17 protein-coding genes and 1 pseudogene are annotated in these 24076 nt (G+C 60.3%); 4 read left to right on the forward strand and 14 right to left on the reverse strand.

Features of this window, described 5'->3' with window-relative positions; all coding sequences use genetic code 11:
* Positions 1-45: 45 nt before the first annotated feature.
* Genes AB4O01_RS22590 through AB4O01_RS22615 form a run of 6 tightly spaced genes read right to left on the reverse strand, consistent with a single transcriptional unit; the run spans position 46 to position 4294 of the window.
* Positions 46-1725 (reverse strand): AMP-binding protein, encoded by a 1680-nt coding sequence (locus AB4O01_RS22590; RefSeq protein WP_460089597.1) that lies wholly within the window; start codon positions 1723-1725, stop codon positions 46-48.
* Positions 1722-2267 carry a COG4648 family protein gene (locus AB4O01_RS22595; protein ID WP_093430103.1) on the reverse strand — a complete coding sequence of 182 codons (546 nt, stop codon included), beginning with the start codon at positions 2265-2267 and terminating at the stop codon, positions 1722-1724. Before AB4O01_RS22595 ends, AB4O01_RS22590 begins: the two co-directional genes overlap by 4 nt.
* A complete protein-coding gene (locus tag AB4O01_RS22600; protein WP_064388843.1) occupies positions 2264-2518 on the reverse strand; it encodes an acyl carrier protein in 255 nt (84 codons plus the stop codon). The genes AB4O01_RS22595 and AB4O01_RS22600 overlap by 4 nt, the downstream gene beginning before the upstream one ends.
* A gap of 9 nt (positions 2519-2527) precedes the next feature.
* Positions 2528-2803 carry a phosphopantetheine-binding protein gene (locus tag AB4O01_RS22605; RefSeq protein WP_093430104.1) on the reverse strand — a complete coding sequence of 92 codons (276 nt, stop codon included), beginning with the start codon at positions 2801-2803 and terminating at the stop codon, positions 2528-2530.
* Positions 2781-3593 carry a lysophospholipid acyltransferase family protein gene (locus AB4O01_RS22610; protein WP_093430105.1) on the reverse strand — a complete coding sequence of 271 codons (813 nt, stop codon included), beginning with the start codon at positions 3591-3593 and terminating at the stop codon, positions 2781-2783. The genes AB4O01_RS22605 and AB4O01_RS22610 overlap by 23 nt, the downstream gene beginning before the upstream one ends.
* The gene (locus tag AB4O01_RS22615; RefSeq protein ID WP_093430106.1) at positions 3569-4294 is read right to left on the reverse strand and encodes a beta-ketoacyl synthase chain length factor; all 726 of its coding nucleotides are present in this window, start codon (positions 4292-4294) and stop codon (positions 3569-3571) included. Before AB4O01_RS22615 ends, AB4O01_RS22610 begins: the two co-directional genes overlap by 25 nt.
* A 356-nt stretch (positions 4295-4650) precedes the next feature.
* Between AB4O01_RS22615 and AB4O01_RS22620 the strand changes: the two genes are divergently transcribed.
* Positions 4651-5421 (forward strand): ParA family protein, encoded by a 771-nt coding sequence (locus tag AB4O01_RS22620; protein WP_034152927.1) that lies wholly within the window; start codon positions 4651-4653, stop codon positions 5419-5421.
* A 129-nt stretch (positions 5422-5550) separates the two neighbouring features.
* On the opposite strand, the gene trxC is transcribed toward AB4O01_RS22620, so the two are convergent.
* From trxC to AB4O01_RS22650, 6 genes and pseudogenes are all read right to left on the reverse strand, one after another.
* Positions 5551-5985 carry a thioredoxin TrxC gene (gene trxC, locus AB4O01_RS22625; RefSeq protein ID WP_099757797.1) on the reverse strand — a complete coding sequence of 145 codons (435 nt, stop codon included), beginning with the start codon at positions 5983-5985 and terminating at the stop codon, positions 5551-5553.
* Positions 5986-6065: 80 nt separating this feature from the next.
* The gene (gene selO / locus AB4O01_RS22630) at positions 6066-7529 is read right to left on the reverse strand and encodes a protein adenylyltransferase SelO (RefSeq protein WP_460089599.1); all 1464 of its coding nucleotides are present in this window, start codon (positions 7527-7529) and stop codon (positions 6066-6068) included.
* A 48-nt stretch (positions 7530-7577) separates the two neighbouring features.
* Complete coding sequence (mscK, locus tag AB4O01_RS22635) at positions 7578-10931, reverse strand: mechanosensitive channel MscK (protein ID WP_460089601.1); 3354 nt, start codon at positions 10929-10931, stop codon at positions 7578-7580.
* Between the two features lie 34 nt (positions 10932-10965).
* Positions 10966-12708 (reverse strand): potassium/proton antiporter, encoded by a 1743-nt coding sequence (locus AB4O01_RS22640; RefSeq protein WP_007909521.1) that lies wholly within the window; start codon positions 12706-12708, stop codon positions 10966-10968.
* Between the two features lie 322 nt (positions 12709-13030).
* On the reverse strand, positions 13031-13903 hold the full coding sequence (locus tag AB4O01_RS22645; RefSeq protein ID WP_371042268.1) for a methyl-accepting chemotaxis protein: 873 nt from the start codon (positions 13901-13903) through the stop codon (positions 13031-13033).
* Positions 13904-13933: 30 nt separating this feature from the next.
* Positions 13934-14686, reverse strand: a pseudogene (locus AB4O01_RS22650) (MCP four helix bundle domain-containing protein); the annotation flags it as partial.
* A 248-nt stretch (positions 14687-14934) separates the two neighbouring features.
* Between AB4O01_RS22650 and AB4O01_RS22655 the strand changes: the two are divergent.
* The 3 genes from AB4O01_RS22655 to AB4O01_RS22665 all read left to right on the forward strand — a co-directional run bounded on the left by AB4O01_RS22655 (position 14935) and on the right by AB4O01_RS22665 (position 17501).
* Complete coding sequence (locus AB4O01_RS22655) at positions 14935-15165, forward strand: hypothetical protein (RefSeq protein ID WP_007909525.1); 231 nt, start codon at positions 14935-14937, stop codon at positions 15163-15165.
* Positions 15162-15464 carry a cell division protein ZapA gene (locus tag AB4O01_RS22660; protein WP_064117128.1) on the forward strand — a complete coding sequence of 101 codons (303 nt, stop codon included), beginning with the start codon at positions 15162-15164 and terminating at the stop codon, positions 15462-15464. The genes AB4O01_RS22655 and AB4O01_RS22660 overlap by 4 nt, the downstream gene beginning before the upstream one ends.
* A 99-nt stretch (positions 15465-15563) precedes the next feature.
* Complete coding sequence (locus AB4O01_RS22665; RefSeq protein ID WP_460089602.1) at positions 15564-17501, forward strand: methyl-accepting chemotaxis protein; 1938 nt, start codon at positions 15564-15566, stop codon at positions 17499-17501.
* 211 nt (positions 17502-17712) lie between these two features.
* On the opposite strand, the gene AB4O01_RS22670 is transcribed toward AB4O01_RS22665, so the two are convergent.
* Positions 17713-19515 (reverse strand): acyl-CoA dehydrogenase, encoded by a 1803-nt coding sequence (locus AB4O01_RS22670; RefSeq protein ID WP_460089604.1) that lies wholly within the window; start codon positions 19513-19515, stop codon positions 17713-17715.
* A gap of 259 nt (positions 19516-19774) precedes the next feature.
* On the reverse strand, positions 19775-23728 hold the full coding sequence (gene putA / locus AB4O01_RS22675; protein WP_093430113.1) for a trifunctional transcriptional regulator/proline dehydrogenase/L-glutamate gamma-semialdehyde dehydrogenase: 3954 nt from the start codon (positions 23726-23728) through the stop codon (positions 19775-19777).
* Between the last annotated feature and the right edge of the window lie 348 nt (positions 23729-24076).

The following is a 24076-nucleotide window of genomic DNA, read 5'->3' on the forward strand; positions in this document are numbered from 1 at the left end:
TAGGAGTGAGCCTGCTCGCGATTGAGTGCGCAGCACTCACCAAGGTCAACCATGCTCTACACCCAAAAGAATCCGCCCACTGGAACAGGTCGCCGTGTCATTGCGATAAGCGAAATACAATTTGCCGCGCTCCGGATCAAAGCGCAGGTGCAGCTGAATTTCATCCCCAGGCCGCACCAATTGCTGGAACTTCAGCACTTCCATCCCGGCAAACGGACCGGTCAGATTGAGCAGTTGGCGACCGAGGTTCAGTGCCCATTCCACCTGCACCACGCCAGGCAATACCGGGGCTTTGGGGAAGTGGCCGCTGAAATAGGCCAAGTCCGGGGGCACGCTCAGTTGCAGGCTCCACTCGCCAGTGGTCTCGACTTGTTCCAGCACTTCGGGCGCTTTCGCTCGCGGCGCCATCAGCAGCGCTTCGATATCGGCCTGAGGCAGCTTGCCTTGGCTGTTCAACGGTAATTGCCGCACCAGTCGCCAGCGTCGTGGCAGCGCCAGGGCTTCACAGTGTTGGCGCAAATGCTGGCGCAGGGTTTCGGTCAGGCTGCGGCGACCGTGCTCACGCAAGGCAAACAGGCCGGCCTCGCTGAGCACCAGTAGAGCACCGAGAGAGGCGCGATTTTCCTGGACCACGCCCAAGCGCGCTTCGGCGACCCAGTCGTGGACAACCAAGGCTTGCTCAAGCATGGGTAGCGAGATGCGTTTTTCTTCCAGTTTGACGATCCGGTCCAGCCGTCCGAGCAGTTCGAAGCGGCCATCGATGCCGATGCGCGCGGCGTCAGCGGTCTGCTCGACGTGTCCGGCAGGCAAGTAAGGTGAGGCGATCAGCAGGGCGCCGTCGCTGTCCTGGCTCAGTTGGACACCGGCGAACGGTTGCCACAGTAGTTGGCCCTGACGCCAGGCAATGCCGCCGGTTTCCGAGCTGCCGAGGATTTCCGTCGGCCATTGCTGCAAGCGTTGCTGCAGACTTTGCGCAGCTTCGACCGGCAACGCACCGCCGGAGGAAAACACCCGGCGCACGGCGCTCAGGGCCGGCCAGTCGAGGTTGTCGCCCATGCGTTTGAGCAACGCCGGGCTGGCCACCCACGCAAAGGCTGGATATTTGCGGCTGGCACGCTGCAAGTCTTCGGGGAACGCCAGTTGCTTGCGCACAAACGGGCGCCCGGCACACAGCGGCCACAGCACGCGAAACAGCAAACCGTAAATATGCTGGGTGGCGACGCTGCCGATGATGCAGGCCTCACCGAGATCCGCGCCCCACAACTGTTCCAGTGCTTCGACCTCGTTGGCCAGTTGGCGCAGGGTTTTGTCGATGCGCTTGGGCTCGCCGCTGGAGCCGGACGTGCACAGGCTCAGACGGCACTGGTCGAGGTCCAGTGCGGCGCCGGCTAGCGGCGGCTGCTGAACGTCGCTCAGTTGCGCGTCATCGGTTTGATCCGTCAGCCACAGATCGACCTCAGCCGACCAGCGCTGGCGGGTTTGCGCTTGCAGGTCCGAGGGCAGCAGAACACTCACGCCTGCACGCCATGCACCCAGCAAGGCGATGGCCAGTTCGGCGGCATCTTCCAGGTGCACAGCCAGACGTTTCACGCCTTGCGCTTGCAGACCGGCGGCAACGCTCAGCGCCTGCTCGCACAGTTGCGCGTGATCGAGGGCCGGTGCGTGGCTGATGGCCCGCGCCGGCACAGGCTTGAGCAACAGCTGCTCAAGTTTTATCCAGTTCATGTACGGCCTCTTACCCGTTGTCGTATCAGCCATTCAATGGCAAACATCAGGCCGATCAATCCATAGGAGATCAGGCCGGTGTACAACATCCACCAATTCAGCGGCGCCCACAGGGTCAGCAGGGCGGCGCATAAACCGTTGCAGAAGAAAAACACGCTCCAGGCCACGGTGACCTTGCGCGTATAGCGGATCGCGATGTCCGGCAGCTCTGGCTCACGCAAGCGCGCCAGGCGCTCGACCATCGGCGGGCCGTATTTCAGGCTCAGGCTGAACAGCACTAGCATGAAGCCGCTGATCAGCACCGGGTACCAACGCAGCAACAGCGGACTGTCGAACAGCGCCAGCAGCAGGCAAAAGGCGATCGCCACACAGGCCATCCACAGGCTGCCGGGTTTGCGCTCGCCGGTCAGTGCCCGCGCCAGCCACAGGCTGCCCAGCAGCAGACCGAACTGCCACGGGGCAAAATGCTCCATGCCGAAATACACCGCAAAGGGGTACAGCAGACCGGCCAGCAGCAGGCCCAGGCCGATCAATCGGCTCATGCGGCCGGTTGAACCAGACGGTAGACCGCCTCGACCACGTCGCCGACGGTGCGCACCGATTTGAATTCTTCGGCGGCGATTTTCTTGCCGGTCTGGCGTTTGATGTGATCGATCAGATCGACCGCGTCGATGCTGTCGATTTCCAGATCCTGATACAGGTTGGAGTCCAGGCTCACACGGGCCGGATCCAGTTCGAACAGCTCGACCAAGGCATCGCGCAGGGTGTTGAAAATATCGTCACGAGTTTGCATGGTCCGGTCTCAAGCTGCCTGTTTTGCCGTGACGAACGCCGCAAGGCTGGCCACGTTGGTGAAATGGTTACGGGTGTCTTTGGCGTCGGCGTCGATCTTGATGCCGTATTTTTTCTGGATGGCCAGACCCAGTTCCAGCGCGTCGACGGAATCCAGGCCCAGGCCTTCGCCGAACAGTGTTTGCTCGTCTTCGATGTCGTCGACGCTGATGTCTTCGAGGCCGAGGGCGTCGATGATCAGCAGTTTGATGTCACGCACCAGGCTAGGGGTGTTCAGATCGCTCATCTTCGGCGAGCTCCTTAATGAAATATGAGTGCAAATAATCGTTGAGCTTGCGCGAGGCTTGCGGTGCAGGGCCTTGCGCGGCGAAGGCTTGTGGGTCTATATCGGCCCCGACGCGAAAACTGAAGTGCACACGGCGGCTGGGGATCCGGTACCACGGTTCGGCTTTGGTCAATGTGGTCGGGCTGACCTTGATAATCACTGGCGTAAGGATTTTCGCACCGCGCAGGGCAATCGCCGCAGCGCCCCGATGAAAGGCCGGCGCCTGGCCCGGCTGGGTGCGCGTGCCTTCGGGAAAGATGATCAGGGTCTGGCCGTTTTGCAGGGATTGGGCGGCGGCATCGAGCATGTCCATGCTGCCGTCATTACTGATGTATTCGGTGCGGCGCAACGGGCCACGGGTGAAGGGGTTTTCCCACAGGCTTTTCTTCACCACGCAATTGGCCTGGCGCACCAGACCGATGAGGAACACCACGTCGATCAGCGACGGGTGATTGGCGATGATCATCTGTCCGGGTCGACCGAGACGTTCGGCGCCCTGAATGTCATAGGTCAGCACACCGGTGCGGGCCATGAACCGGACGAAAAACCAGAACAGCCGGCTGACGGTCTGCCGCGCGCGTTGGCGATGCACAACGGCGTCACCGGGCAGGCAAGCCAATAGCGGAAACACCAGCAAACGCAGGCACAGCCCGCCTAGCCCGAACAGGGTAAAGCTTGCGGCGGTGGCCAGCAGGCGCCAGTAATAGGCATCGCGGTTTTTTTCGGTCACGGGTTGCGTTGCCAGGTCCATACACGATTTTTCCAGGCATGTTGGCAATGGGTTTGCTGGCCGAGCAGGTTTTGCAACAGATTGAGCGCGTGGGGCCAGTGCGCTTTTGACCGTGTTTCTGTGACGCTGTTCAGGGTCAGCCGCCAGTCGGTACCGGGGGTGAGCAAAAGACCGAGCGCGTAGGGAAACGGCACATCGTCGATCCACGCTGAATAGGCTTCGGGTGGTTGTTCTTCGGTGATCACCAGCAACACCGCCGGGGCGCCTTCATTGAGCAGCGCCGCTGCTTCGAGCATGCCGTGCTCAAGTCCGTCGCCGGCTGCGGCGAGGGCAGTCATTTCACTGGTTTCGCCACGCATGATCGACCACAGACCGATGATCGCGTTGTGCACGGACAGGCTGAACTGGGTCGGCGACAGCGGCTGTTCGGTCGCCAGATCACTGAGGATGTCGTAAGTCCGTGGGGTTTCACCGTGGCGCGAGACGAACACCAGCGGCAGGCTGTCCCGCCCGTCGGCCAGGGGCCAGCCAACGCTGAACGCCATGCGTGCCAGACGACTGAGGCGGCGGCGCTGCATGGCCGGCAAAAACGACACATCGGGCGCGGCATCACTGCGCTGGAGTACGACCGGTTGTCGGCTCCAGGCCTGCCAGGCGTCCACGCTGTCGAGGCCAGGGGCCCACGCGCGCCATTGGGCGATGTTGAAGTTGATCACGGACATTCATCCCGCCCCTGCGGGCTTTTGTTGACGCGTTTGGTCGCCAAAACCGCAGCAGGCTTGACGTGGCGCTTGGCGCCGGGTGGCGCGCATTATCCCGGTGCGACGAGTGTGTAGCAAATGCTGGTTACATTTTGCGCAACGAAATGTACCGAGTGGTTCGCAAGAAAACTGTCACTTGGCCATTATCCAGATTGTCAGCGGCTTGTCTGTCGGGGATCGCGGCGATCAATGGCGGTAATTGCGCTATCTGTCCGCGGATATTTGCACCTGACTCTGTAGTCCATGTCCATGAAGGTAGCGAAGCGAGGTCACGCGCATCTACACTCGGTCATTCTTTGATACACGGAGGTTTTGTCATGCGGCGCGTGGTGTTCAATCAGAAAGGTGGGGTAGGCAAGTCCAGCATTGCCTGCAATCTGGCGGCGGTCAGCGCCAGTGAGGGTTATCGCACGCTGTTGGTCGATCTCGATGCCCAGGCCAACTCCACTCAGTATCTGACCGGGCTCACCGGCGACGACATTCCGATGGGTATTGCCGACTTCTTCAAGCAGACCCTGTCTTCCGGGCCGTTCTCGAAGAAGAATCAGGCGGACATCTACGAAACCCCGTTCGACAACCTCCACATCATCACCGCCACGGCGGAGCTGGCCGACCTGCAGCCCAAGCTTGAGGCCAAACACAAGATCAACAAGCTACGGAAGTTGCTCGATGAGCTGTCCGAGGATTACGACCGGATTTACCTTGATACGCCGCCGGCGCTGAATTTTTATGCAGTATCGGCGTTGATTGCTGCCGATCGCGTGCTGATCCCTTTCGATTGCGACAGCTTTTCCCGTCAGGCGCTGTACGGGCTGATCGCGGAGATCGAGGAGTTGAAGGACGACCACAACGAAGGCCTGGAAGTCGAAGGCATTGTGGTCAACCAGTTCCAGGCCCGGGCGAGCCTGCCACAGCAGATCCTCGATGAGCTGATTGCCGAAGGTCTACCGGTGCTGCCGGTGTACCTGACCAGTTCGGTGCGCATGCGCGAATCGCATCAGGCCAGCATGCCGCTGATCCACCTCGATCCCCGGCACAAGCTGACCCAGCAATTCGTCGAACTGCACAACTTGCTCGAAGATCACTGATCCCTTGAGCTATCCATGAACACCTGTGGGAGCGAGCTTGCTCGCGAATGCGTCAGTTCAGTAGACATCTTCGTTAACTGATCCACCGCTTTCGCGAGCAAGCTCGCTCCCACAGGGGGGTGGGGTGTGTCAGATCCCTTGGCTACGCAGCCACGCCATCAACTGCGGCAACGGCAACGCACCACTCTGCCGCGCCACTTCCCGGCCGTTCTTGAACAGAATCAGACTCGGAATCGAGCGAATCCCCAACTGCGCCGACAACTGTTGATTGGCCTCGCTATCAAGCTTGGCCAAGCGGCACTTGCCGGCCAGCTGCGCCGCCGCCTGCTCGAACACCGGCGCAAACGACTTGCACGGCCCACACCATTGCGCCCAGACATCCACCAGCAACGGCAGATCACCCTTGATCTGGCTGGCGTAATCGCCTTGCTTGAGTTCGAAGGGTTTGTTCAGCAGCACGGCGGATTTGCAGCGTCCGCACTTGGGTTGATCCGCAAGGCGCTCGGCAGGGATGCGGTTGAGGCCGTTGCAGGAGGGGCAGGGGATGAGGAGTGGGTCAGTCATATTCGGCTCGTTGGCGTTCAGCGTTTCGTACGACTTATCTGGAGCCGTACGAACTGTTTATCAAGATGAGGCGCTGGCACTCAGGAAGAACAACTGATCTCCAAATGCTTGCCCCACTCCGGTGGCCGCTCGGCATAAGCCTCCATCCCCGGCTGCTCCTCAAACGGTTTGCTCAGCACCGCATGCAACCGGCGTACCTCCGAGTAATCCCCTTGCTCTGCCGCATCAATGGCTTTTTGCGCCAGATAGTTGCGCAGGATGTATAGCGGATTGACCGCATGCATCCGCGCTTGGCGCTGCGTTTGATCAGCATCGCCATCGCGGGCAACCCGGGCGACGTAGCGTTCACCCCAGGCATCAAAACCCTTGATGTCGACGAAATCGTCGCGCAAACGGGCAATGGCTTCTACGGCGGACTCTTCACCGAGTCGGCGGAAAAACAGCGTGTAATCAACGCCGCTGTTCTGCATCAGTTGCAGCAGATTTTCCAGCAGTGTTTGGTCGTCATCTTCAGCTGTGGTGAAGCCTAAACGGCGGCGCATCAGGTCGAGGTAATGCGCCTGAAACAGCGGCAAGTACAGGCCGAGGGTTTCGCGCAGGGCTTCGACGCTGATGAACGGCGTCAGTGCCTGCGCCAGCGCGCTGAGGTTCCACTGGCCAACCGGCACCTGATTGCTGAACGAGTAGCGCCCTTGATCATCCGAGTGATTGCAGATGAAGTTGGCGTCGAAATCGTCGAGAAAAGCGAACGGGCCGAAGTCGAAGGTGATGCCGAGGATCGACATGTTGTCGGTGTTCATCACGCCGTGGCAGAAGCCATAGGCCTGCCACTTGGCGATCAGTTCGGCGTTGCGCTCGACGATCTCGCGGAACATCGCCAGATATGGTTCCGGCTGTTCCAGGCACTCAGGGAAATGCATCGCCAGAACGTGTTCGCCGAGCTGCTTCTGCTGCTCGGGGCGCTTGGTGTAATAGAAGTATTCGAAGTGGCCGAAGCGGATGTGGCTCGGCGCCAGGCGCAGCACCGTCGCCGCGCGCTCCTGCTTTTCGCGCCAGACTGGGGTGTCGGAGCCGATCACGCAGGCCGCGCGCGAAGAAGGGATATTCAGCGCGTGCAGCGCTTCGGAGGCGAGAAACTCGCGGATCGACGAACGCAGCACCGCCCGGCCGTCGCCCATGCGCGAAAACGGCGTCTGTCCGGCGCCCTTCAGGTGCAGGTCCCAATGCTCGCCGGCAGTGTTGTAGACCTCGCCGAGTAGCAAGCCCCGACCGTCACCCAGTTGCGGCGTGTAGCCGCCGAACTGATGCCCGGAATAGACCATCGCCCGCGGTTCGGCATCGGCCCACAGCTTGTGGCCGCCAAACAGTTCGGCAAATTCCTGAGTTTCGGCTGCGGCCGGATCGAGATCGAGCAAGGCCAGGGCCGCCGGGCTGGCGACGACCAGACGCGGATTATCGATCGGCTCGGGCAGCACATGGGCGGAGAACGCATCGCCCAGGCGGGCGAAGCGATTGTCGAAGGTCAGTTCGTCGAGGGCTTTCAAGGGCCGGCTCCAGCAGAATGTCCGAGCATTCTGCTGGGAATAGACCGGTTAGTCGAGTTTGGCCGGCGGTGGCTCTTGCAGCGGTTTCTGATCGTCGGCGATCGGCACGATGGTTTTGGTTTCCGGCTCGATCGGCACCATCTTGTATTCCTGACCGTGAAGGTTCTTCAGGTACACCTCCATCTGGCGGAACGAGATGTTGATGTGCTGCTTCTTGAACTCACGGTTGATGAAGCGGTTGACCTCATCGAGCACCGGGTTGCGGTCACCGAGGTCGCGCACGTGCATGCGCAACTCGTGGTCGAGGGTGCTTTCGCCGAAGTTGAGGAAGTACACGTGCGGCTCAGGCTCTTTGAGTACACGCGGGTTTTCGCGGGCAGCCTTGAGCAGCAGCTCTTTGACCAGATCCAGATCGGAGCCGTAGTCGACGCCAAGTTTCAGCGTCACGCGGGTGATGGTGTCGGTCAGCGACCAGTTGATCAGTTGTCCGGTGATGAACGTCTTGTTCGGGACAATGATGTCCTTGCGGTCGAAGTCGGTGATGGTCGTGGCGCGGATGCGGATCTTGCTCACCGTGCCCGACAGGTTGCCGATGGTGATGGTGTCACCGATCCGCACTGGGCGTTCGAACAGAATCATGATGCCGGAGATGAAGTTCGCAAAAATCTCCTGCATACCGAAACCGAGGCCGACCGACAGCGCCGCCACCAGCCATTGCAACTTGTCCCAGCTGACGCCGAGGGTCGACAGGGTCGAGACGAAGCCGACACCGGCGATCACATACGACAGCAACGTCGTGGTTGCGTAGGCACTGCCCTGAGCCAGATTGAGCTTGGACAGCACGAATACTTCGAGCAGGCCGGGCAAGTTGCGCGCGAGGGCGAAAGTGATGCCGATGATGATCAGTGCACCAAGCATGTCGCCGATGCTGATTGGCACCATGCTCATGTTGGCGCCGGTGCCGCTGGTGTACTCGTAGAGGGTGATGTTGTCGAGGTACGAGAACACCGAAATCAGATCGGACCAGACCCAGTACAGCGCCGCGATGAAGCCGCCGAGCAGGGCCAGACGGATCAGGCGCAGGGACTGTTCGTTGACCTTTTCGATGTCCAGCGCCGGCTCTTCGATCACCGCTTCGCCGTCGCCGGCCTCTTTCGCCGCCTGCCGTTTGGCCAGGGCACGCTGGTAGGCCAGACGTCGTGCGGCAACGCTCAGACCGCGCACGAAGGTGGCTTCGATCACCAGCCAGAACATCAGCAGGTACAGGGTGTTGATCAACCGGTCGCTGAGCTTCAGCGCGGTGTAGTAGTAGCCGAAGCACACCGCCACGAACAACGCGATCGGCAGCAGGGTGAACATCACGCCGACGGCTTTGCGGAACAGCGAAGTGTTCTCGTGGGCCGGGCTGCTGATCAGCAAGCGACTGAGCAGCCAGGCCATCAGGGCATAGCAGGTCAGCACCACCGGCATGCCGAGCACGTCGTCTGCCAGTGCTGCCGGTTGCAGTTCGGCCACGGCGACAATAGTCACCAGCGCCATGACCACCAGACCCAGACGACGGATCCAGCCCTGGAGGAATTCGACCTGCGGCTTCTCCCAGCGGAAATGCAGTTCCGCCACGCCACCCGGCGCCAGAATCCGATAAGCGGTGTAGAACACCAGCCATGCCTGGCCCATTTGCAGCAGCGCCGCGCCCATGTTGGCGTTCTGCCCGCGAGCGTCGATCTGCAACGCCAGACCACACAAGGCCAGGCCCAACGCGACCGGCATCGCCAGCAGAATATTGATCAGAATCGCCTGCGGCGTGTGCCACTGGCTGTCACGCTTGAAGTGACCGATGTCCTGGTGAACCTTGTTCAGCCGCGCGTACAGATTCTTGCGCCGCCATAGCAGAGCACCGATCAACAGCGCCAGTGGCAGGAACAGCAACGGTCGCTGGATCAGACCGTCTGTCAGCTCACTCAGGCTGGAGGCCCACGGCAGGGTGTCGACCTGACGTTTCAGGCGTTCCGGCACCGCGCGCATCCATTCCAGGTCCAAGGGCTTGTTGCTGGGGATCCAGAACATCTGCTCATCCAGCGTTGCGCGCAGGCTCTGTGCGGTGCTCAGCAGTTGTTTCTGGTTGAGCTGCAGGGTGATCGACTCGTTGAGCATGGCGCTCAGTTCGCGGTTCAACCGCTCCAGCAGATCGGCGCGGGTGTTGGCCAGGTCCAGCAGGTTTTTGCGCAATTGCGGCGTGACCTGCTCCGGCGGCTGCGTGGATAGCAGGTTGTCGACATAGGCGACGGGATTACTCAGTTGCTCACGCTGCTGGCTGACGTCGAATTGCCACAAGCGAATGTCGGCGATCTGATCGGCCAGATCGCGGTCGACCTTGAGGCGCGGCAGGGCTTGTTTCTGCTTATAGAGAATCTTCGACAGCAGCAGGCTGCCCTTGAGCACGCTGATCTGCTCGTCCAGCGCTGAATCGCTTTGGGTCAGGCTGTCGAGCTGTTGTTTGGTCTGCAGATTCTGCTGGGTGACTTCGTTGAGGCGGTCAGTGCTTTTGAGCAGGTAGTCGGAGAGCTTGAGGTTCGCCGTGCTTTCGATGGCCAGCAGACTGCTGCTCCCGGCCTTCTGCGCTTCGATCGACTGTTGGGTAACGGTTTCCTGCGACTGCGCCAGACGTTTCTGGTTGATCAGGGTTTGCAGTTCCTGAATCTCGCGGTCGAGGCGGTCGGACTTCTCCGATAGCAAGTCATGCTGGGCATTGCCCAGATCCTGCAACTGGCTGTTGCCGGCCAGCTCCTGACGGCGCAGCGGGATCAGCGCATTCAGCGCCGCCAGTTCCGCGTTCAACTGGTCGCGCTGCTCGGCGGTGACGGTTTTACCCGCGTCCTTGCCGGATTTGAGGATGTTGTTGATCTGCTGGATGCGCGTCTGGCTGGCGGATATCTCCGCTTGCGCGCGTTCGGGACGCGTCTGCGCGGTGATGATCAGGCTGTTAGCGTCGGCGAGGGCTTTTTGCAGGTCACTTTGCTGAGTCGAGCGATCGGTGAGGATCTGCTCCAGTTGTTGGATCGACTCTTTGGGAAAACGCTGTGCCACCGGCACCACGGCCGTAGCCTTGAGGCGTGTCAGTTCGCGGGTGTTTTCAATCGTTTGCTTGGGCGCGGTGGCCAGCTGCTGCTTGAGATCGATCAGCTTCTGTTCGTAATCACGCTGGTTGTTCAGCTGATTGAGCGTGTTCTGCAGGACGGTCTGCAGGCTCTTTTTATCGGCATCCGGCAGTTTGCTGTCGGCGAGTTTGTCGAGGCTGGCCTGCACGGCGTCGCTGGACGGTGGTTCGGCGGCGTACAGCGGGCCGACAGTAAGACTCAGGCCCAGCAGGGCCGCGGCGAAAAAGGAGCGCAGGGTAGGCATAGAGACCGGTCAAGCAAGTGAGAGTGGACGCAGTTTAGAGGAAGAGCCCGGGGCCCGGGCGACTTCCTTCGGGGAATCTGACGCCCACTTTGCCGATCTTGTTCCCGTCCATGACCGCAACCGTCCAGTGAGTGTTGTTCCACTCCACCTGGTCGCCAACGATCGGTGCACCACCGACCTTGTGGGCAATGAACGCGCCCAGGGTCATGTCCGGATCGATGCCCTCGGCCGGCAGGCCATACAGCGCTGCAACCGCTTTAAGCTGGGCGTCTCCTTCGAGTACAAAATCGCCGAAGAAACGCAGATCGAGGCCGCGTTGCGGCGCCTGGCTGAACAGTTTTCCGAGGGCGCCGAGGTTGTGTTCATGGCCGATAACGCACAGTAAATCATCGACTTCCAGCACCGTACTACCCGACGGATGGAGCAGTTGCTGGCCACGAAACAGTGCCGCGATGCGCGTACCTTCGGGCATTTTCAGCTCACGCAGGGGCGAACCGATGCACCATTTCTCCGCACCCAGCTTGTACACGAACAGCTCCCACTCGCTGGTGACGTGGACTTCCAGCGCTGCGCGAGAAATCGGCGCCGGCTCTGGCGGCACGGTCACCTTCAATAGCTTGGCGACCCACGGCAGGCTCGTGCCCTGCACCAGCAGCGACACCAGCACGATGAAGAAGGCGAGGTTGAAGTACAGCTGCGCATTCGGCAGCCCGGCCATCAGCGGGAACACCGCGAGAATGATCGGCACCGCGCCGCGCAGGCCAACCCAGGAAATAAAGGCTTTCTCGCGGCCATGGAACGCCTTGAACGGCAGCAGGCCGACCATCACCGACAGCGGCCGCGCAAACAGAATCATCCATAGCGCCAGACCCAGGGCGGGCAGGGCGATCGGCAGCAAATCGTGCGGCGTCACCAGCAGCCCCAGCACCAGGAACATGCCGATCTGCGCCAGCCAAGCCATGCCGTCGAGCATGTGCAGAATGCCGTGACGGCTGCGCACCGGACGGTTGCCGATCACCAGACCGCACAGGTAAACGGCAAGGAAGCCGCTGCCATGCAGGGCGTTGGTCAGGGCGAATACCACCAGACCGCCAGCGATCACCAGAATCGGATACAGACCGGCAGCGAGGTTGATTCGATTGACCAGTTGCAGCATCAACCAGCCACCGCCCAGGCCGATCACGCCACCGATGCCGAACTCGCGGATCAGGTGGGTCAGCAGGCTCCAGTGCAAACCGGTCTGGCCGCTGGCGAGCATGTCGATCAGAGTCACGGTGAGAAACACCGCCATCGGGTCGTTGCTGCCGGATTCGATTTCCAGACTGGCGGTCACCCGCTCGTTCAGGCCTTTGCCGCCGAGCAGCGAGAACACCGCTGCGGCGTCGGTTGAGCCAACGATGGCACCGATCAACAAGCCTTGAATCAGATTGAGATCGAACAGCCAGGCAGCGGCCATGCCGGTCAGCCCGGTGGTGATCAACACCCCGACCGTGGCCAGCGACAACGCCGGCCATAACGCCACGCGGAAACTCGACACCCGCGTGCGCAAACCGCCGTCGAGGAGGATCACCGCCAGGGCGAGGTTGCCGACCAGATAGGCCGTCGGGTAGTTATCGAAGATGATCCCGCCGCCATCGACCCCGGCGGCCATGCCGACAGCGAGGATGATGACCAGAATCGGGATGCCGAGACGGGAAGAAAGCGAGCTGACGAGAATGCTTGCGCCTACCAGCAACGCGCCGATCAAGAACAGGCTGTTGATGGTCGTCGCATTCAAAGGCAGTACTCCAGAAGCGTAAAAACGGGCACAAACTGACCATGCAGTCTGCGTGCCAGCGATTCTAACCTGTTGAAATGTGATGCTGTCAAAAAGGTTTTTACGCTGGGGGATTCGAGGTTTTGGTTCGGCTGGCGATTGCTGCCCTCACCCTAGCCCTCTCCCGGAGGGAGAGGGGACTGATCGCGGTGTTTGTGCAAGGTACATCGACCTGAAATATCGCGTCGAACTGAAAATCTGAAAGGCCCCCGATCTGCTCCCTTTCCCCCTCTCCCTCTGGGAGAGGGCTGGGGTGAGGGGCTTTTGATCTTGATCTCAAAATTTACAGGCTGAACCGCCCAACCATGTTGTTCAGGTCCAGCGCCAACCGCGACAGCTCATTACTCGCCGCACTGGTCTGATTCGCGCCGGTCGCCGATTGCACCGACAGATCACGAATATTCACCAGATTACGATCCACTTCCCGCGCCACTTGTGCCTGCTCTTCGGCGGCGCTGGCGATCACCAGGTTGCGCTCATTGATCTCGACGATGGCGGTGTTGATGGTGTCCAGCGACATGCCGGCACCTCGAGCAATGTTCAGCGTCGACTCGGCACGCTCGGTGCTGTTGCGCATCGAATCCACGGCGTGTTCGGTGCCGCTCTGAATGCTGCCGATCATCCGCTCGATTTCGCTGGTCGACTGCTGAGTACGGTGCGCCAGGGCACGCACTTCATCCGCTACCACGGCAAAACCACGCCCGGCTTCACCGGCACGCGCCGCTTCAATCGCCGCGTTCAGTGCCAGCAGATTGGTTTGGTCGGCCAAGCCACGAATCACGTCGAGCACCTTGCCGATGTCACGGGATTCATTGGCCAGATCGCCGATCAGGCTGGCAGTGCTCTGTACATCGGCACTCATGCGTTCAATCGCGCTGACCGTTTCCTGGACCAGGTCACGACCGTCGCCAGCCGAAGTGGTGGCGTTCTTCGAGGCTTCGGAGGTGCTCACCGCATTGCGGGCGACCTCTTCTACGGCGCTGGTCATTTCGTTGACCGCAGTGGCCGCTTGTTCGATCTCGTTGTTCTGCTGAGTCAGGCCACGCGCGCTTTCGTCGGTGACGCTGTTCAGCTCTTCAGCCGCTGAAGCCAGCTGAGTGGCCGAGCCGGAAATGCGTTGCAGGGTGTCCCGCAGTTTCGATTGCATCTTCGCCATCGCTGCCAGCAGACGTCCTGCCTCGTCTTCACCGTCAACGTGGATCGGCTGGGTCAGGTTGCCTTCGGCGATGGTTTCCGCAGCGTCCAGTGCTTTGGAAATCGGCTTGGTGATGCTGACGGTCAGCAGCCAGGCGAAGAGCAGGGTCAAGCCGCTGGCGATCACCAGCAGGGTGACCACCAGATCGAACGACATCGAATACTGATCTTTGGCGCCTTGATCGGTCTCGGCGATTTGCTGGGTGTTGATCTCCAGCAAGCGCGCCAGGGCGGTGTTTACCGCTTCAGAGTTGCTCAGCAGATCGCTGTTGAGCATCTGCCGCAATTCGTCGATCTGGTTGTTGCGCGACAGGGTTTTCATGCGGTCTTCGAGCTGACGGTATTGCGCCAGCAGTTGTACGTACTGATCGTACGCCGTACGTTCGTCGGGGCTTGAAATCAGCGGCTCGTAGGCACGCTGCGCCTCGGTGATCTGGCGGTTGCGCATATCGAAAAGCTCGATGGTTTTTTGCTGCACGTCCGGTTCGCGGTTGATCAGCAACCGATACGACAGCACTCGCAGACGCAGCGTCAGTTGAGTGAATTCATCGAGGGCCTTGATCGACGGCACGCTGGCCGTCGCGATGTCCTCGCCCGCTGAGCGGATTTTGCTCATCTGGTTCAGGGCGAAAACGCCCAGAATCAGCATCAGGCCGCCGATCAGGGCAAAGCCGGTAAACGCCCTTGGGGCGATATTCATATTGCGGAGGGACATGGGCGGATACCAAGAGAGGGCCGCATCCATGCGGGCTGAGACTGCGATATGGATGACTTATCGGTCATGCGACTAAAGTCTTGAGGCACTGTGCGTATTTGTCGCATAGGGGCCGGGGCGACGAAGTGCAGGAACCAGATCGGCAGATCACAGTCTTTAAAACTCGCGAGAACGGTCGGCCACCAGGAAAATCAAGGCTTTGCGCCGGTTTAACCCTGGCATCCGTGATGACTTTTCTTTATCGTACGCGCCCTTTGAAAAACGCTTGGAAGATCAAAATGTTGGAAGCATCCCTCAGCCAATTGGAACAGCTCGTCAGCGACCTGGTGCAACAGAACCAGACACTCGCGCAAACCAACCAGACCCTGTCCACGGAACTGGCCCAGGCCAAGGATGAAAACGAAAGCCTGCAACTGAACCTGATGGAGCAGGAAGAAAAGCACGGCGCCACCGCTGCACGCATTCAAGCCCTGGTTGATCGCGTCAACGCAGGTCCTGTCAGCGCATGAACCACCATACAGCAGGGGTAAAAGTCGTCTCCATTCTCGGGGAGGACTATTCGATCAAGGCACCGGCCGGGGAAGAACAGACCCTGCTGGACGCGGCCATGATGCTCAAGGCAGCGCTGGATGACACCAAGCGCAAATACCCGACACTGATCGGTGACCGCTTGCTGGTGCTGGCGGCGATGAATCTGTGCTCGCAGCAGATTGAAATGAAGAAGCAGCACAAAGAAGAACTCGACCGTTACCAAGAGCAAGTCAGCGCCACGGTCGACACCATCGCCAAGACCATCAATCAGGGTTGATGGAGGTGCGCACAACCAAAGAATAGATTGTCGACTGGGTTGTATACAATCGGCACGGCTGTTGCATTGTTTCGGCCACTTATTCTTTGGGGGTGCTCCATGCAGTTGTGGCGACGCAGTATTCAATGGCAGCTGATTCTCAGCATGGGCACCGCCTTGCTGGTCAGCATCCTGATCGTGGTTGGCATTTATACCCTGGTGGTCAACCGCCTCGCCCAGAGCTATCTGGTCGAACAAGCGCTGCCGTCGAGCATTGAAGCGACGCGCAACGATATCGAGCGCATCCTCGTGCAACCGCTGACGGCGGCCAAAGATATCGCCAGCAATACGATGGTCCGCGACTGGCTCTCCTCAGGCGAAGACAGCAGCAAAACGGCTGGCTTCGCGCAGTATCTGGAAGGCATCCGCGCCGAACACAAGGCTTTTACCGCTTTGATCATCGGCACCGAATCCAATCACTACATCACCGAAAAAGGTCTGGATCGCACCCTCAGCCGTTCAAAACCGGCTGACGCGTGGTTCTATTCCTTTCTCGACAGCAATCAGCCGCGCACCCTGAACATCGACAACGACGGGGCGACCGGAGAGTTGGCGCTGTTCATTGATTTGAAGGTGGAGCAGGCCGGTAAGGTAGTCGGTGTGGCCGGGCTCGGTTTGAGTATGAAAGAGCTGTCGGAGCTGATTCACAACTTCAGCTTTGGTGAGCGCGGCAAGGTCTATCTGGTGCGTTCCGACGGTTTGATCCAGGTGCATCCCGAGGCGCAGTTCAGCGGCAAACGCACGCTGACGGAGCAGATTGGCGCCTCCGCTGCTCAAGCCGTCATGGGTCAAAAAAATGCTGTGAGCAGCAGCTTCCAAAGGGAGGGTGAAGACTTCCTCGCCTTCAGCCTGCCTCTGCGTGATCTGGGCTGGACCTTGGTGGCCGAAGTGCCGCAATCGCAGATCTATGCCGAGGCGCGCAAAGCCATGTGGATGAGCGGCGGCATCGGCCTTGCGGTGGCGCTGGTGTGCCTGGCCTTGGTGGTGTGGCTGGCGCAAGGTTTGGTCCGGCCGATTCGCCAGGTAACAGCCGCGCTGGTAGCGATTGGTAGCGGCGGGGGAGATTTGACCCACCGGTTAGATTCCAGTCGCGCCGATGAGCTGGGCGATCTAGCCCGGGGCTTCAACCGTTTCCTTGATAGCCAGCGCGGGATGATCGGCGAGGTGCTGACCACCAGTGAACGTCTGCGCACGGCCGTGGGGCAAGTGGCGAAAGTCGTCGAGAACACCGCTGAACGTTCCGGCCGTCAGCAGGAAATGACCGACATGGTCGCAACTGCGGTTCACGAGATGGGCCTGACCGTGCAGGAGATTGCGCAGAACGCTGGTAATGCTGCGTTGGCCTCGCAAACCGCGCGGGATGAGGCGATGCAGGCGCGGGAAGTGGTCGGCGGCTCGATCAAGCATATTGAAAGCATGTCCGATGAGATTGGCGTAGCGGCGGGTGCGGTCGGCGAGCTGGCGCATCAAGTGGCGTCGATTGATTCGGTGCTGGCGGTGATTCGCGGAGTTTCCGAGCAGACCAACCTGTTGGCGCTCAATGCCGCCATCGAGGCGGCGCGCGCCGGTGATATGGGTCGCGGCTTTGCAGTTGTCGCCGATGAAGTGCGTACTTTGGCGCGCAGGACGCAGGCGTCTACTGACGAAATCCAGCAAATGATCGGCAGCCTCAAGCAAGGCGCGGAAAACGCCGTTTCGTCGATGCGCACCGGCCAGGCGGCGACCGGTACCGGGGTTGAGTCGAGCCAGCGCACCGGGGCGTCGCTGACGGCGATTACCGGGCAGGTCGAGCGCATCAGTGACATGAACCATCAAGTGGCGACGGCGACCGAAGAGCAGTCGGCGGTGACGGAAGAGATCAATCGTAACGTGCAGGGGATTTCTGATTTGGCGCGGGCGACGGCTGGGGAGGTTCGGGCGTGTCGTGAGGATTGTCAGATGTTGCAGAGGTTGGCGGACGATCTGGCGCGGCAGATGGGTGGGTTCAAACTCAGCTGAGTGTTAAACCAGAAAAGCCCCTCACCCTAGCCCTCTCCCGGAGGGAGAGGGAACTGAATGTGGGATGCTTGAGAAGTACGCCGACCTGAAAGTGCTTTACCGAATCCATAATCGACACGGTTTTTCAGGTCGATGCGTAGACACCTCGGGTCGGCCCCCTCTCCCTCTGGGCGGTCCGAGGTTTCGGGAGGGCTGGGGTGAGGGTTGCGCTTCAGAACCACGCATCCTGCATCGCCAGGCACGTATCATCCCGCGCCTCCAGCAACGCCAGTTCATGGTGGCAACCCGGCACTTCCCACGTCAGAAAATACCGCGCTGCCTGCAACTTGCCCTTATAGAAGTCGGCATCCGCTGCATTCCCTTTGGCCAGCCCTTCCTCGGCTCGAATCGCCTGCTCCAGCCAGCGCCAGCCAATCACCGTGTGGCCGAACACCTTCAGGTACAGCGCCGAATTCGCCAGACTGCTATTGACCTTGCCCTGTGCCAGGTCGGTCAACAAACCGATGGTTACCGTTTGCAGGCGCGCGACCAGCTTTTCCAGTGGTTCACGCAGGGCGGTCAGCGATTCATACGCCGTCGCGCGTTCAGCGGTGGTGGCGATCAGTCGAATCAATTGCTTCAGTCCAGCGCCACCGTTCTGCGCCAATTTACGCCCGAGCAAGTCCAGCGATTGAATGCCATGGGTGCCTTCGTGAATCGGGTTCAAACGGTTGTCGCGGTAATACTGCTCGACCGGGTATTCGCGGGTGTAACCGTGGCCTCCAAGAATCTGGATCGCCAGTTCGTTGGCCTTGAGGCAGAACTCCGATGGCCAGGACTTGACGATCGGCGTCAGCAGATCCAGCAATTCGTGGGCCTGTTTACGCTCGGCTTCGGACTCAAGCGTCGTGGTGTCATCGAACAGGCGCGCTGCATACAAGCCGAGGTCAAATGCACCTTCGACGTAGGACTTTTGCGTCAACAGCATGCGTCGTACATCGGCGTGCTGAATGATCGCCACCGGCGCCGTCGTCGGATCTTTGCTGTCCGGAACGCGACCCTGTGGCCGTTCGCGGGCGTACTCCAGCGAATACAGGTAACCGGCATAACCGAGCATCACCGCCCCCATACCGACGCCGATCCGCGCTTCGTTCATCATCTGGAACATGTAGCTCAGGCCCTGATGCGGCTTACCCACCAGATAACCGACACATTCACCGTTATCGCCGAAGTTCAGTGCTGTGGAGGTGGTGCCGCGCCAGCCCATCTTGTGGAACAGCCCGGCCAGCAGCACGTCATTGCGTGGGCCGAGGCTGCCGTCATCGTTGACCAGAAACTTCGGCACGATGAACAGCGAAATGCCTTTAACGCCCGCAGGTGCGTCCGGCAGTTTGGCCAGGACCATGTGCACGATGTTTTCCGAGAGCGGGTGATCGCCGCCGGAGATGAAGATTTTGTTGCCCTTCAGGCGATAAGTGCCGTCGGACGCCGGCTCGGCGCGTGTACGAATATCCGACAGCGATGAACCTGCATGCGGTTCGGTCAGCGCCATGGTGCCGAAGAAGCGGCCATCGATCATGGGCTGCAGGAAGCGTTGTTTCTGTTCCTCAGTGCCAAAGCTCTCGATCAGGTTCGCCGCGCCCATGGTCAGGAACGGGTAGGACGTCGAAGCCGCGTTGGCCGACTGGAAATGCGCGAAGCAAGCTTGGGACAGCAGCGTCGGCAGTTGCATGCCGCCAGCATCGAAGCTGCGCGCAGCGTTGAGGAATCCGGCTTCAAGGAAGGCATCCACCGCCGGTTTCACTTCAGGAATCAGAATCGCCTGACCGTCTTCGTAGCGCGGCTCGTTCTCGTCGCCCTTGCGGTTGTGTGGCGCAAAGTACTTTTCGGCAATGTTGCGCGCGGTGCCGATGGCGGCGTCGAAGGTTTCGCGATTGTGCTCGGCAAAGCGCTCACGCCGGGTCAGGCCCTCGGCATCAAGGACTTCATACAGCTCGAAAGCCAGATTGCGGGAACTGAGCAGCGTTTCGGACATGGCGGCCTACCTGAAGTTGGGGTTGGGCCGAGTCTAGGCGTGCTGATAAAGGCTGAACAGGATGATTGATAAGCGTGATGTTGAAGCCGCGCGCAGACTTAACAAACACCACAAAACACTGTGGGAGCGAGCTTGCTCGCGAAGAGGCCGGCACATTCAACATTCACGTTGACTGGCAAACCGCTTTCGCGAGCAAGCTCGCTCCCACAGGGACTGTTGCTATGCCGGACACCCATGCAGGTGCCCGGTTTATCGGGTGTTAGCCGATAGTCATCAAGCTGGCATTACCCCCCGCCGCAGCGGTGTTAACGCTCAACGCCCGCTCAATCACCAGGCGCTCCAGCGCAATGTTGGTCTCGCCCTGGGACAAGCCCTGAACCCCAACGATCGCACCGGCACGCTTGGCAATCTGCTGGCAAACGCCGCGCAACTGGTCGGAATGGCCGTGATGCAGAACCGCATCAAACACCACCTCGTCTTTATTCCAGTCGGCAACCAGCTTGATCCGCGCCTGAATCTCCTTCGGCAGGCGTGCGAACAAGGCCTTGCTGATGTCGGACTCCGGCCATACCGCCGAACCGCCTACCGCCAGCACCGCCGCCAGTTGCGTCAGCAAATCACCTTCAACCTCGGCCAGGCACAACACGTGCTCACGCGGCAGGATGGCATAGCTGTTTTTCTCACCGGTCGGGCCGGCCAGCACGCGGGTGATGCCGCTCTGCGATTGCGCAGCGTACTGCACGCAAAGAGTGCTCAGGTCGGCAAACTTGTTGCTGTCGGCCCAGGCTTTCAGCGCGGTCAGCGGTTTGCTCATGGCGTCGCGCAGACGAACGTCCGGTGCCACGGCAGCATCACCGCGAGCGAAGGATTGTTCGATGGCATCAGTAGGGCGCGTCGACAGCAAGCGGTACAAGTACAGCGGGCCACCGGCTTTCGGACCGGTACCCGACAAGCCTTCGCCGCCGAATGGCTGCACGCCGACCACAGCGCCAACGATGTTGCGGTTGACGTAGACGTTACCGGCGTTGACGTTGTCGATCACCTTGGCGATGGTCTCGTCGATGCGCGTGTGTACGCCCAAAGTCAGGCCATAACCGGAAGCGTTGATCTGGCCGATCAGTTGATCGATCTCTTTGCGCTTGTAGCGAACCACGTGCAGCACCGGGCCGAAGATCTCGCGTTGCAGTTCGTCGAAGCTTTCCAGTTCGATCAGGGTCGGCATGACGAAGGTGCCGCGTTTGACTTCTTCGGTGTCGGCGATAGCGACCTGATACACGTTGCGACCTTTATCGCGCATGCCCTGGATGTGCTTGTCGATGCCCGCCTTGGCTTCGGCGTCGATCACCGGGCCGATGTCCACGGACAGGCGCTCTGGGTTGCCGAGACGGCTTTCCGCCATGGCACCTTTGAGCATCTCGATGACGCGATCGGCGGAATCTTCCTGCAGGCACAGTACGCGCAGCGCCGAGCAACGCTGACCGGCGCTGTCGAAGGCCGACGAAACTACGTCGATCACGACTTGTTCGGTCAGAGCCGAGGAGTCGACGATCATCGCGTTCTGGCCACCGGTTTCGGCGATCAGCGGAATCGGACGGCCCTGGTTGTCGAGGCGACCGGCAATGTTGCGTTGCAGCAGGCGCGCGACTTCGGTGGAACCGGTGAACATCACGCCTTTGACGCGCTCATCGCCGACCAGACCGGCGCCGACGGTTTCACCGCGACCCGGCAGCAGTTGCAGCACGCCTTCCGGGATGCCGGCCTCAAGCATCAGGCGAACAGCCTGAGCCGCCACCAGTGGGGTTTGTTCGGCCGGTTTGGCCAGTACCGGGTTACCGGCAGCCAGTGCAGCAGCGACCTGGCCGCTGAAGATTGCCAGCGGGAAGTTCCACGGGCTGATGCACACCACCGGACCCAGTGGGCGGTGGGCGTCATTACTGAAATCGTTGCGAGCCTGCACCGCGTAATAACGCAGGAAGTCGACCGCTTCGCGGACTTCGGCGATGGCGTTGGCGTAGGTCTTGCCGGCTTCACGAGCCAACAGGCCCATCAGTGGCTGAATCTCGCCTTCCATCAAGTCAGCGGCACGTTCCAGAATCGCCGCACGTTCGGCCGGCGGGGTGGCCTGCCAGATCGGTGCGGCGTTCAGTGCGCATTGGATGGCGTTGTCGACGTCTTCAACCGTGGCTTCTTGAACATGACCGACCACATCACGGTGATCAGCCGGGTTCAGAACCGCTGCCGGCGTTTCGTTGCTGGAAGCGCAACCGAGCATCGGCGCGGCTTTCCAGTCATTGTGCGCAGTGGCGAGCAAGGCACAGGACAACGAGGCCAGACGATGTTCGTTGGCCATGTCGATGCCGCTGGAGTTGGCACGCTCGGCACCATACAGATCACGCGGCAGCGGAATGCGCGGGTGCGGCAGGCCGAAACCACCTTCCACGGTCGCCATCTGCTCGATCTGCGCCACCGGATCGGCCACCAGTTCCTGAATCGAAATCGACTGGTCGGCGATGCGGTTGACGAACGAGGTGTTCGCGCCGTTTTCCAGCAAGCGACGTACGAGGTACGCCAGAAGGGTTTCGTGAGTACCGACCGGAGCGTACACGCGGCACGGACGGTTCAGCTTGCCTTCGGAAACCTTGCCTACAACTTGTTCGTAGAGCGGTTCGCCCATGCCATGCAGGCATTGGAATTCGTACTGGCCCGGGTAATAGTTCTGACCGGCAATGTGGTAAATTGCCGACAGGGTGTGGGCGTTGTGTGTGGCGAACTGCGGGTAGATGACTTCCGGCACCGACAGCAGTTTGCGTGCGCAAGCGATGTAGGAAACGTCGGTGTACACCTTGCGGGTGTAGACCGGATAGCCTTCCAGACCTTCGACCTGGGCGCGCTTGATTTCGCTGTCCCAGTACGCGCCTTTTACCAGGCGGATCATCAGGCGATGACGGCTGCGACGTGCCAGATCGATCACGTAGTCGATCACGTACGGGCAGCGTTTCTGGTAAGCCTGGATGACGAAACCGATGCCGTTCCAGCCAGTCAGTTGCGGCTCGAAGCACAGGCGCTCCAGCAGATCCAGCGACAGTTCGAGACGGTCGGCTTCTTCGGCGTCGATGTTCAGGCCGATGTCGTATTGCTTGGCCAGCAAGGTCAGCGACAGCAGGCGCGGGTACAGTTCGTCCATCACACGCTCGTACTGTGCACGGCTGTAACGCGGGTGCAGTGCCGACAACTTGATGGAGATGCCCGGGCCTTCATAAATCCCACGGCCGTGGGACGCTTTGCCGATCGAGTGAATGGCTTGTTCGTACGACGCCAGGTACTTCTGCGCGTCGTGTTCGGTGAGGGCCGCTTCACCGAGCATGTCGTAGGAATAACGGAAGCCCTTGGCTTCGAACTTGCTCGCGTTGGCCAGCGCTTCGGCGATGGTTTCGCCGGTGACGAACTGCTCGCCCATCAGGCGCATGGCCATGTCGACGCCCTTGCGGATCATCGGCTCGCCGCTCTTGCCGATGATGCGGCTCAGCGAAGAGGTCAGGCCAGCTTCGTTGTGCGTAGACACCAGTTTGCCGGTCAACAGCAGGCCCCAAGTGGCGGCGTTGACGAACAGCGACGGGCTGTTGCCCAAATGCGGATGCCAGTTGCCGGTGCTGATCTTGTCGCGGATCAGTGCGTCGCGAGTGCCCTTGTCCGGGATACGCAGCAGCGCTTCGGCCAGACACATCAGCGCTACGCCTTCCTGGGACGACAGGGAAAATTCCTGCAGCAGACCTTGAACAATGCCTGCACGACCGCCGGCACTTTTCTGGTTACGCAGTTTTTCCGCGATAGAAGCGGCGAGTTTGTTGGTGGCTTCTGCCATCGGCGCTGGCAGGCGAGCCTGCTCGATCAGCATCGGCACCACTTCCGGCTCAGGGCGACGGTAAGCGGCAGTGATCGAAGCACGCAGTACTGATTGCGGCAGGATGCTTTCGGCGAATTCAAGGAAGCACTGGTGGGCGTGATCGGTGTGCACTTCGCCCGCCTCATCGGCGTCCTTGGCGGTCAAACCGTTCAGCTCGGTCAGGGTTGCACCACCCTCGAGTTTTTCCAGGTAATTGAAAATTGCCTGCTTGATCAGCCAGTGCGGCGTGCGATCAATCGAGGTTGCGGCGGCCTTCAGGCGTTCGCGGGTCGGGTCATCGAGTTTGACCCCAAGGGTGGTGGTAGCCATATTTTTATCCTCATGGTTGCCACAGTTGCGTGGCATCAGCTGGCGGCAAGATTAGCCGTGCGCCGAAAGAGGTGCAACCGGGTGCAACCCTTTTTTTGTCGGAATAATAGGCAACTCGTCAGGAATTATTTTCTGGTACGAAAGTGCTGCTCCTGCTTGGTGCTTTTGCTTCTAGCAAAGGGTTATGACTGCCACAAAAGGGAGCAAAAACGGGGTGATTGTCGATAAATCCGACTAGGTGCAACTAATTCTCACGAAACTGGTTGCACCTTATTTGATTTGTTGCATAGCATTCGCGCCCTAGGTGCAACCGGGAATAACCCGGTGTACCGGCTGATGGCTTTCCTG

The sequence above is a fragment of the Pseudomonas sp. S2_E02 genome (assembly GCF_054668355.1).

Coding starts and splice junctions, on each gene's coding strand:
- putA (WP_093430113.1), bottom strand. CDS start 23,728: ATGGCTACCACCACCCTTGGGGTCAAACTCGATGACCCGACCCGCGAA.
- AB4O01_RS22615 (WP_093430106.1), bottom strand. CDS start 4,294: ATGTCCGTGATCAACTTCAACATCGCCCAATGGCGCGCGTGGGCCCCT.
- AB4O01_RS22600 (WP_064388843.1), bottom strand. CDS start 2,518: ATGCAAACTCGTGACGATATTTTCAACACCCTGCGCGATGCCTTGGTC.
- AB4O01_RS22590 (WP_460089597.1), bottom strand. CDS start 1,725: ATGAACTGGATAAAACTTGAGCAGCTGTTGCTCAAGCCTGTGCCGGCG.
- AB4O01_RS22670 (WP_460089604.1), bottom strand. CDS start 19,515: ATGTCCGAAACGCTGCTCAGTTCCCGCAATCTGGCTTTCGAGCTGTAT.
- AB4O01_RS22655 (WP_007909525.1), top strand. CDS start 14,935: ATGTTGGAAGCATCCCTCAGCCAATTGGAACAGCTCGTCAGCGACCTG.
- AB4O01_RS22610 (WP_093430105.1), bottom strand. CDS start 3,593: ATGGACCTGGCAACGCAACCCGTGACCGAAAAAAACCGCGATGCCTAT.
- AB4O01_RS22660 (WP_064117128.1), top strand. CDS start 15,162: ATGAACCACCATACAGCAGGGGTAAAAGTCGTCTCCATTCTCGGGGAG.
- AB4O01_RS22620 (WP_034152927.1), top strand. CDS start 4,651: ATGCGGCGCGTGGTGTTCAATCAGAAAGGTGGGGTAGGCAAGTCCAGC.
- AB4O01_RS22645 (WP_371042268.1), bottom strand. CDS start 13,903: ATGGCGAAGATGCAATCGAAACTGCGGGACACCCTGCAACGCATTTCC.
- mscK (WP_460089601.1), bottom strand. CDS start 10,931: ATGCCTACCCTGCGCTCCTTTTTCGCCGCGGCCCTGCTGGGCCTGAGT.
- AB4O01_RS22605 (WP_093430104.1), bottom strand. CDS start 2,803: ATGAGCGATCTGAACACCCCTAGCCTGGTGCGTGACATCAAACTGCTG.
- AB4O01_RS22595 (WP_093430103.1), bottom strand. CDS start 2,267: ATGAGCCGATTGATCGGCCTGGGCCTGCTGCTGGCCGGTCTGCTGTAC.
- trxC (WP_099757797.1), bottom strand. CDS start 5,985: ATGACTGACCCACTCCTCATCCCCTGCCCCTCCTGCAACGGCCTCAAC.
- AB4O01_RS22665 (WP_460089602.1), top strand. CDS start 15,564: ATGCAGTTGTGGCGACGCAGTATTCAATGGCAGCTGATTCTCAGCATG.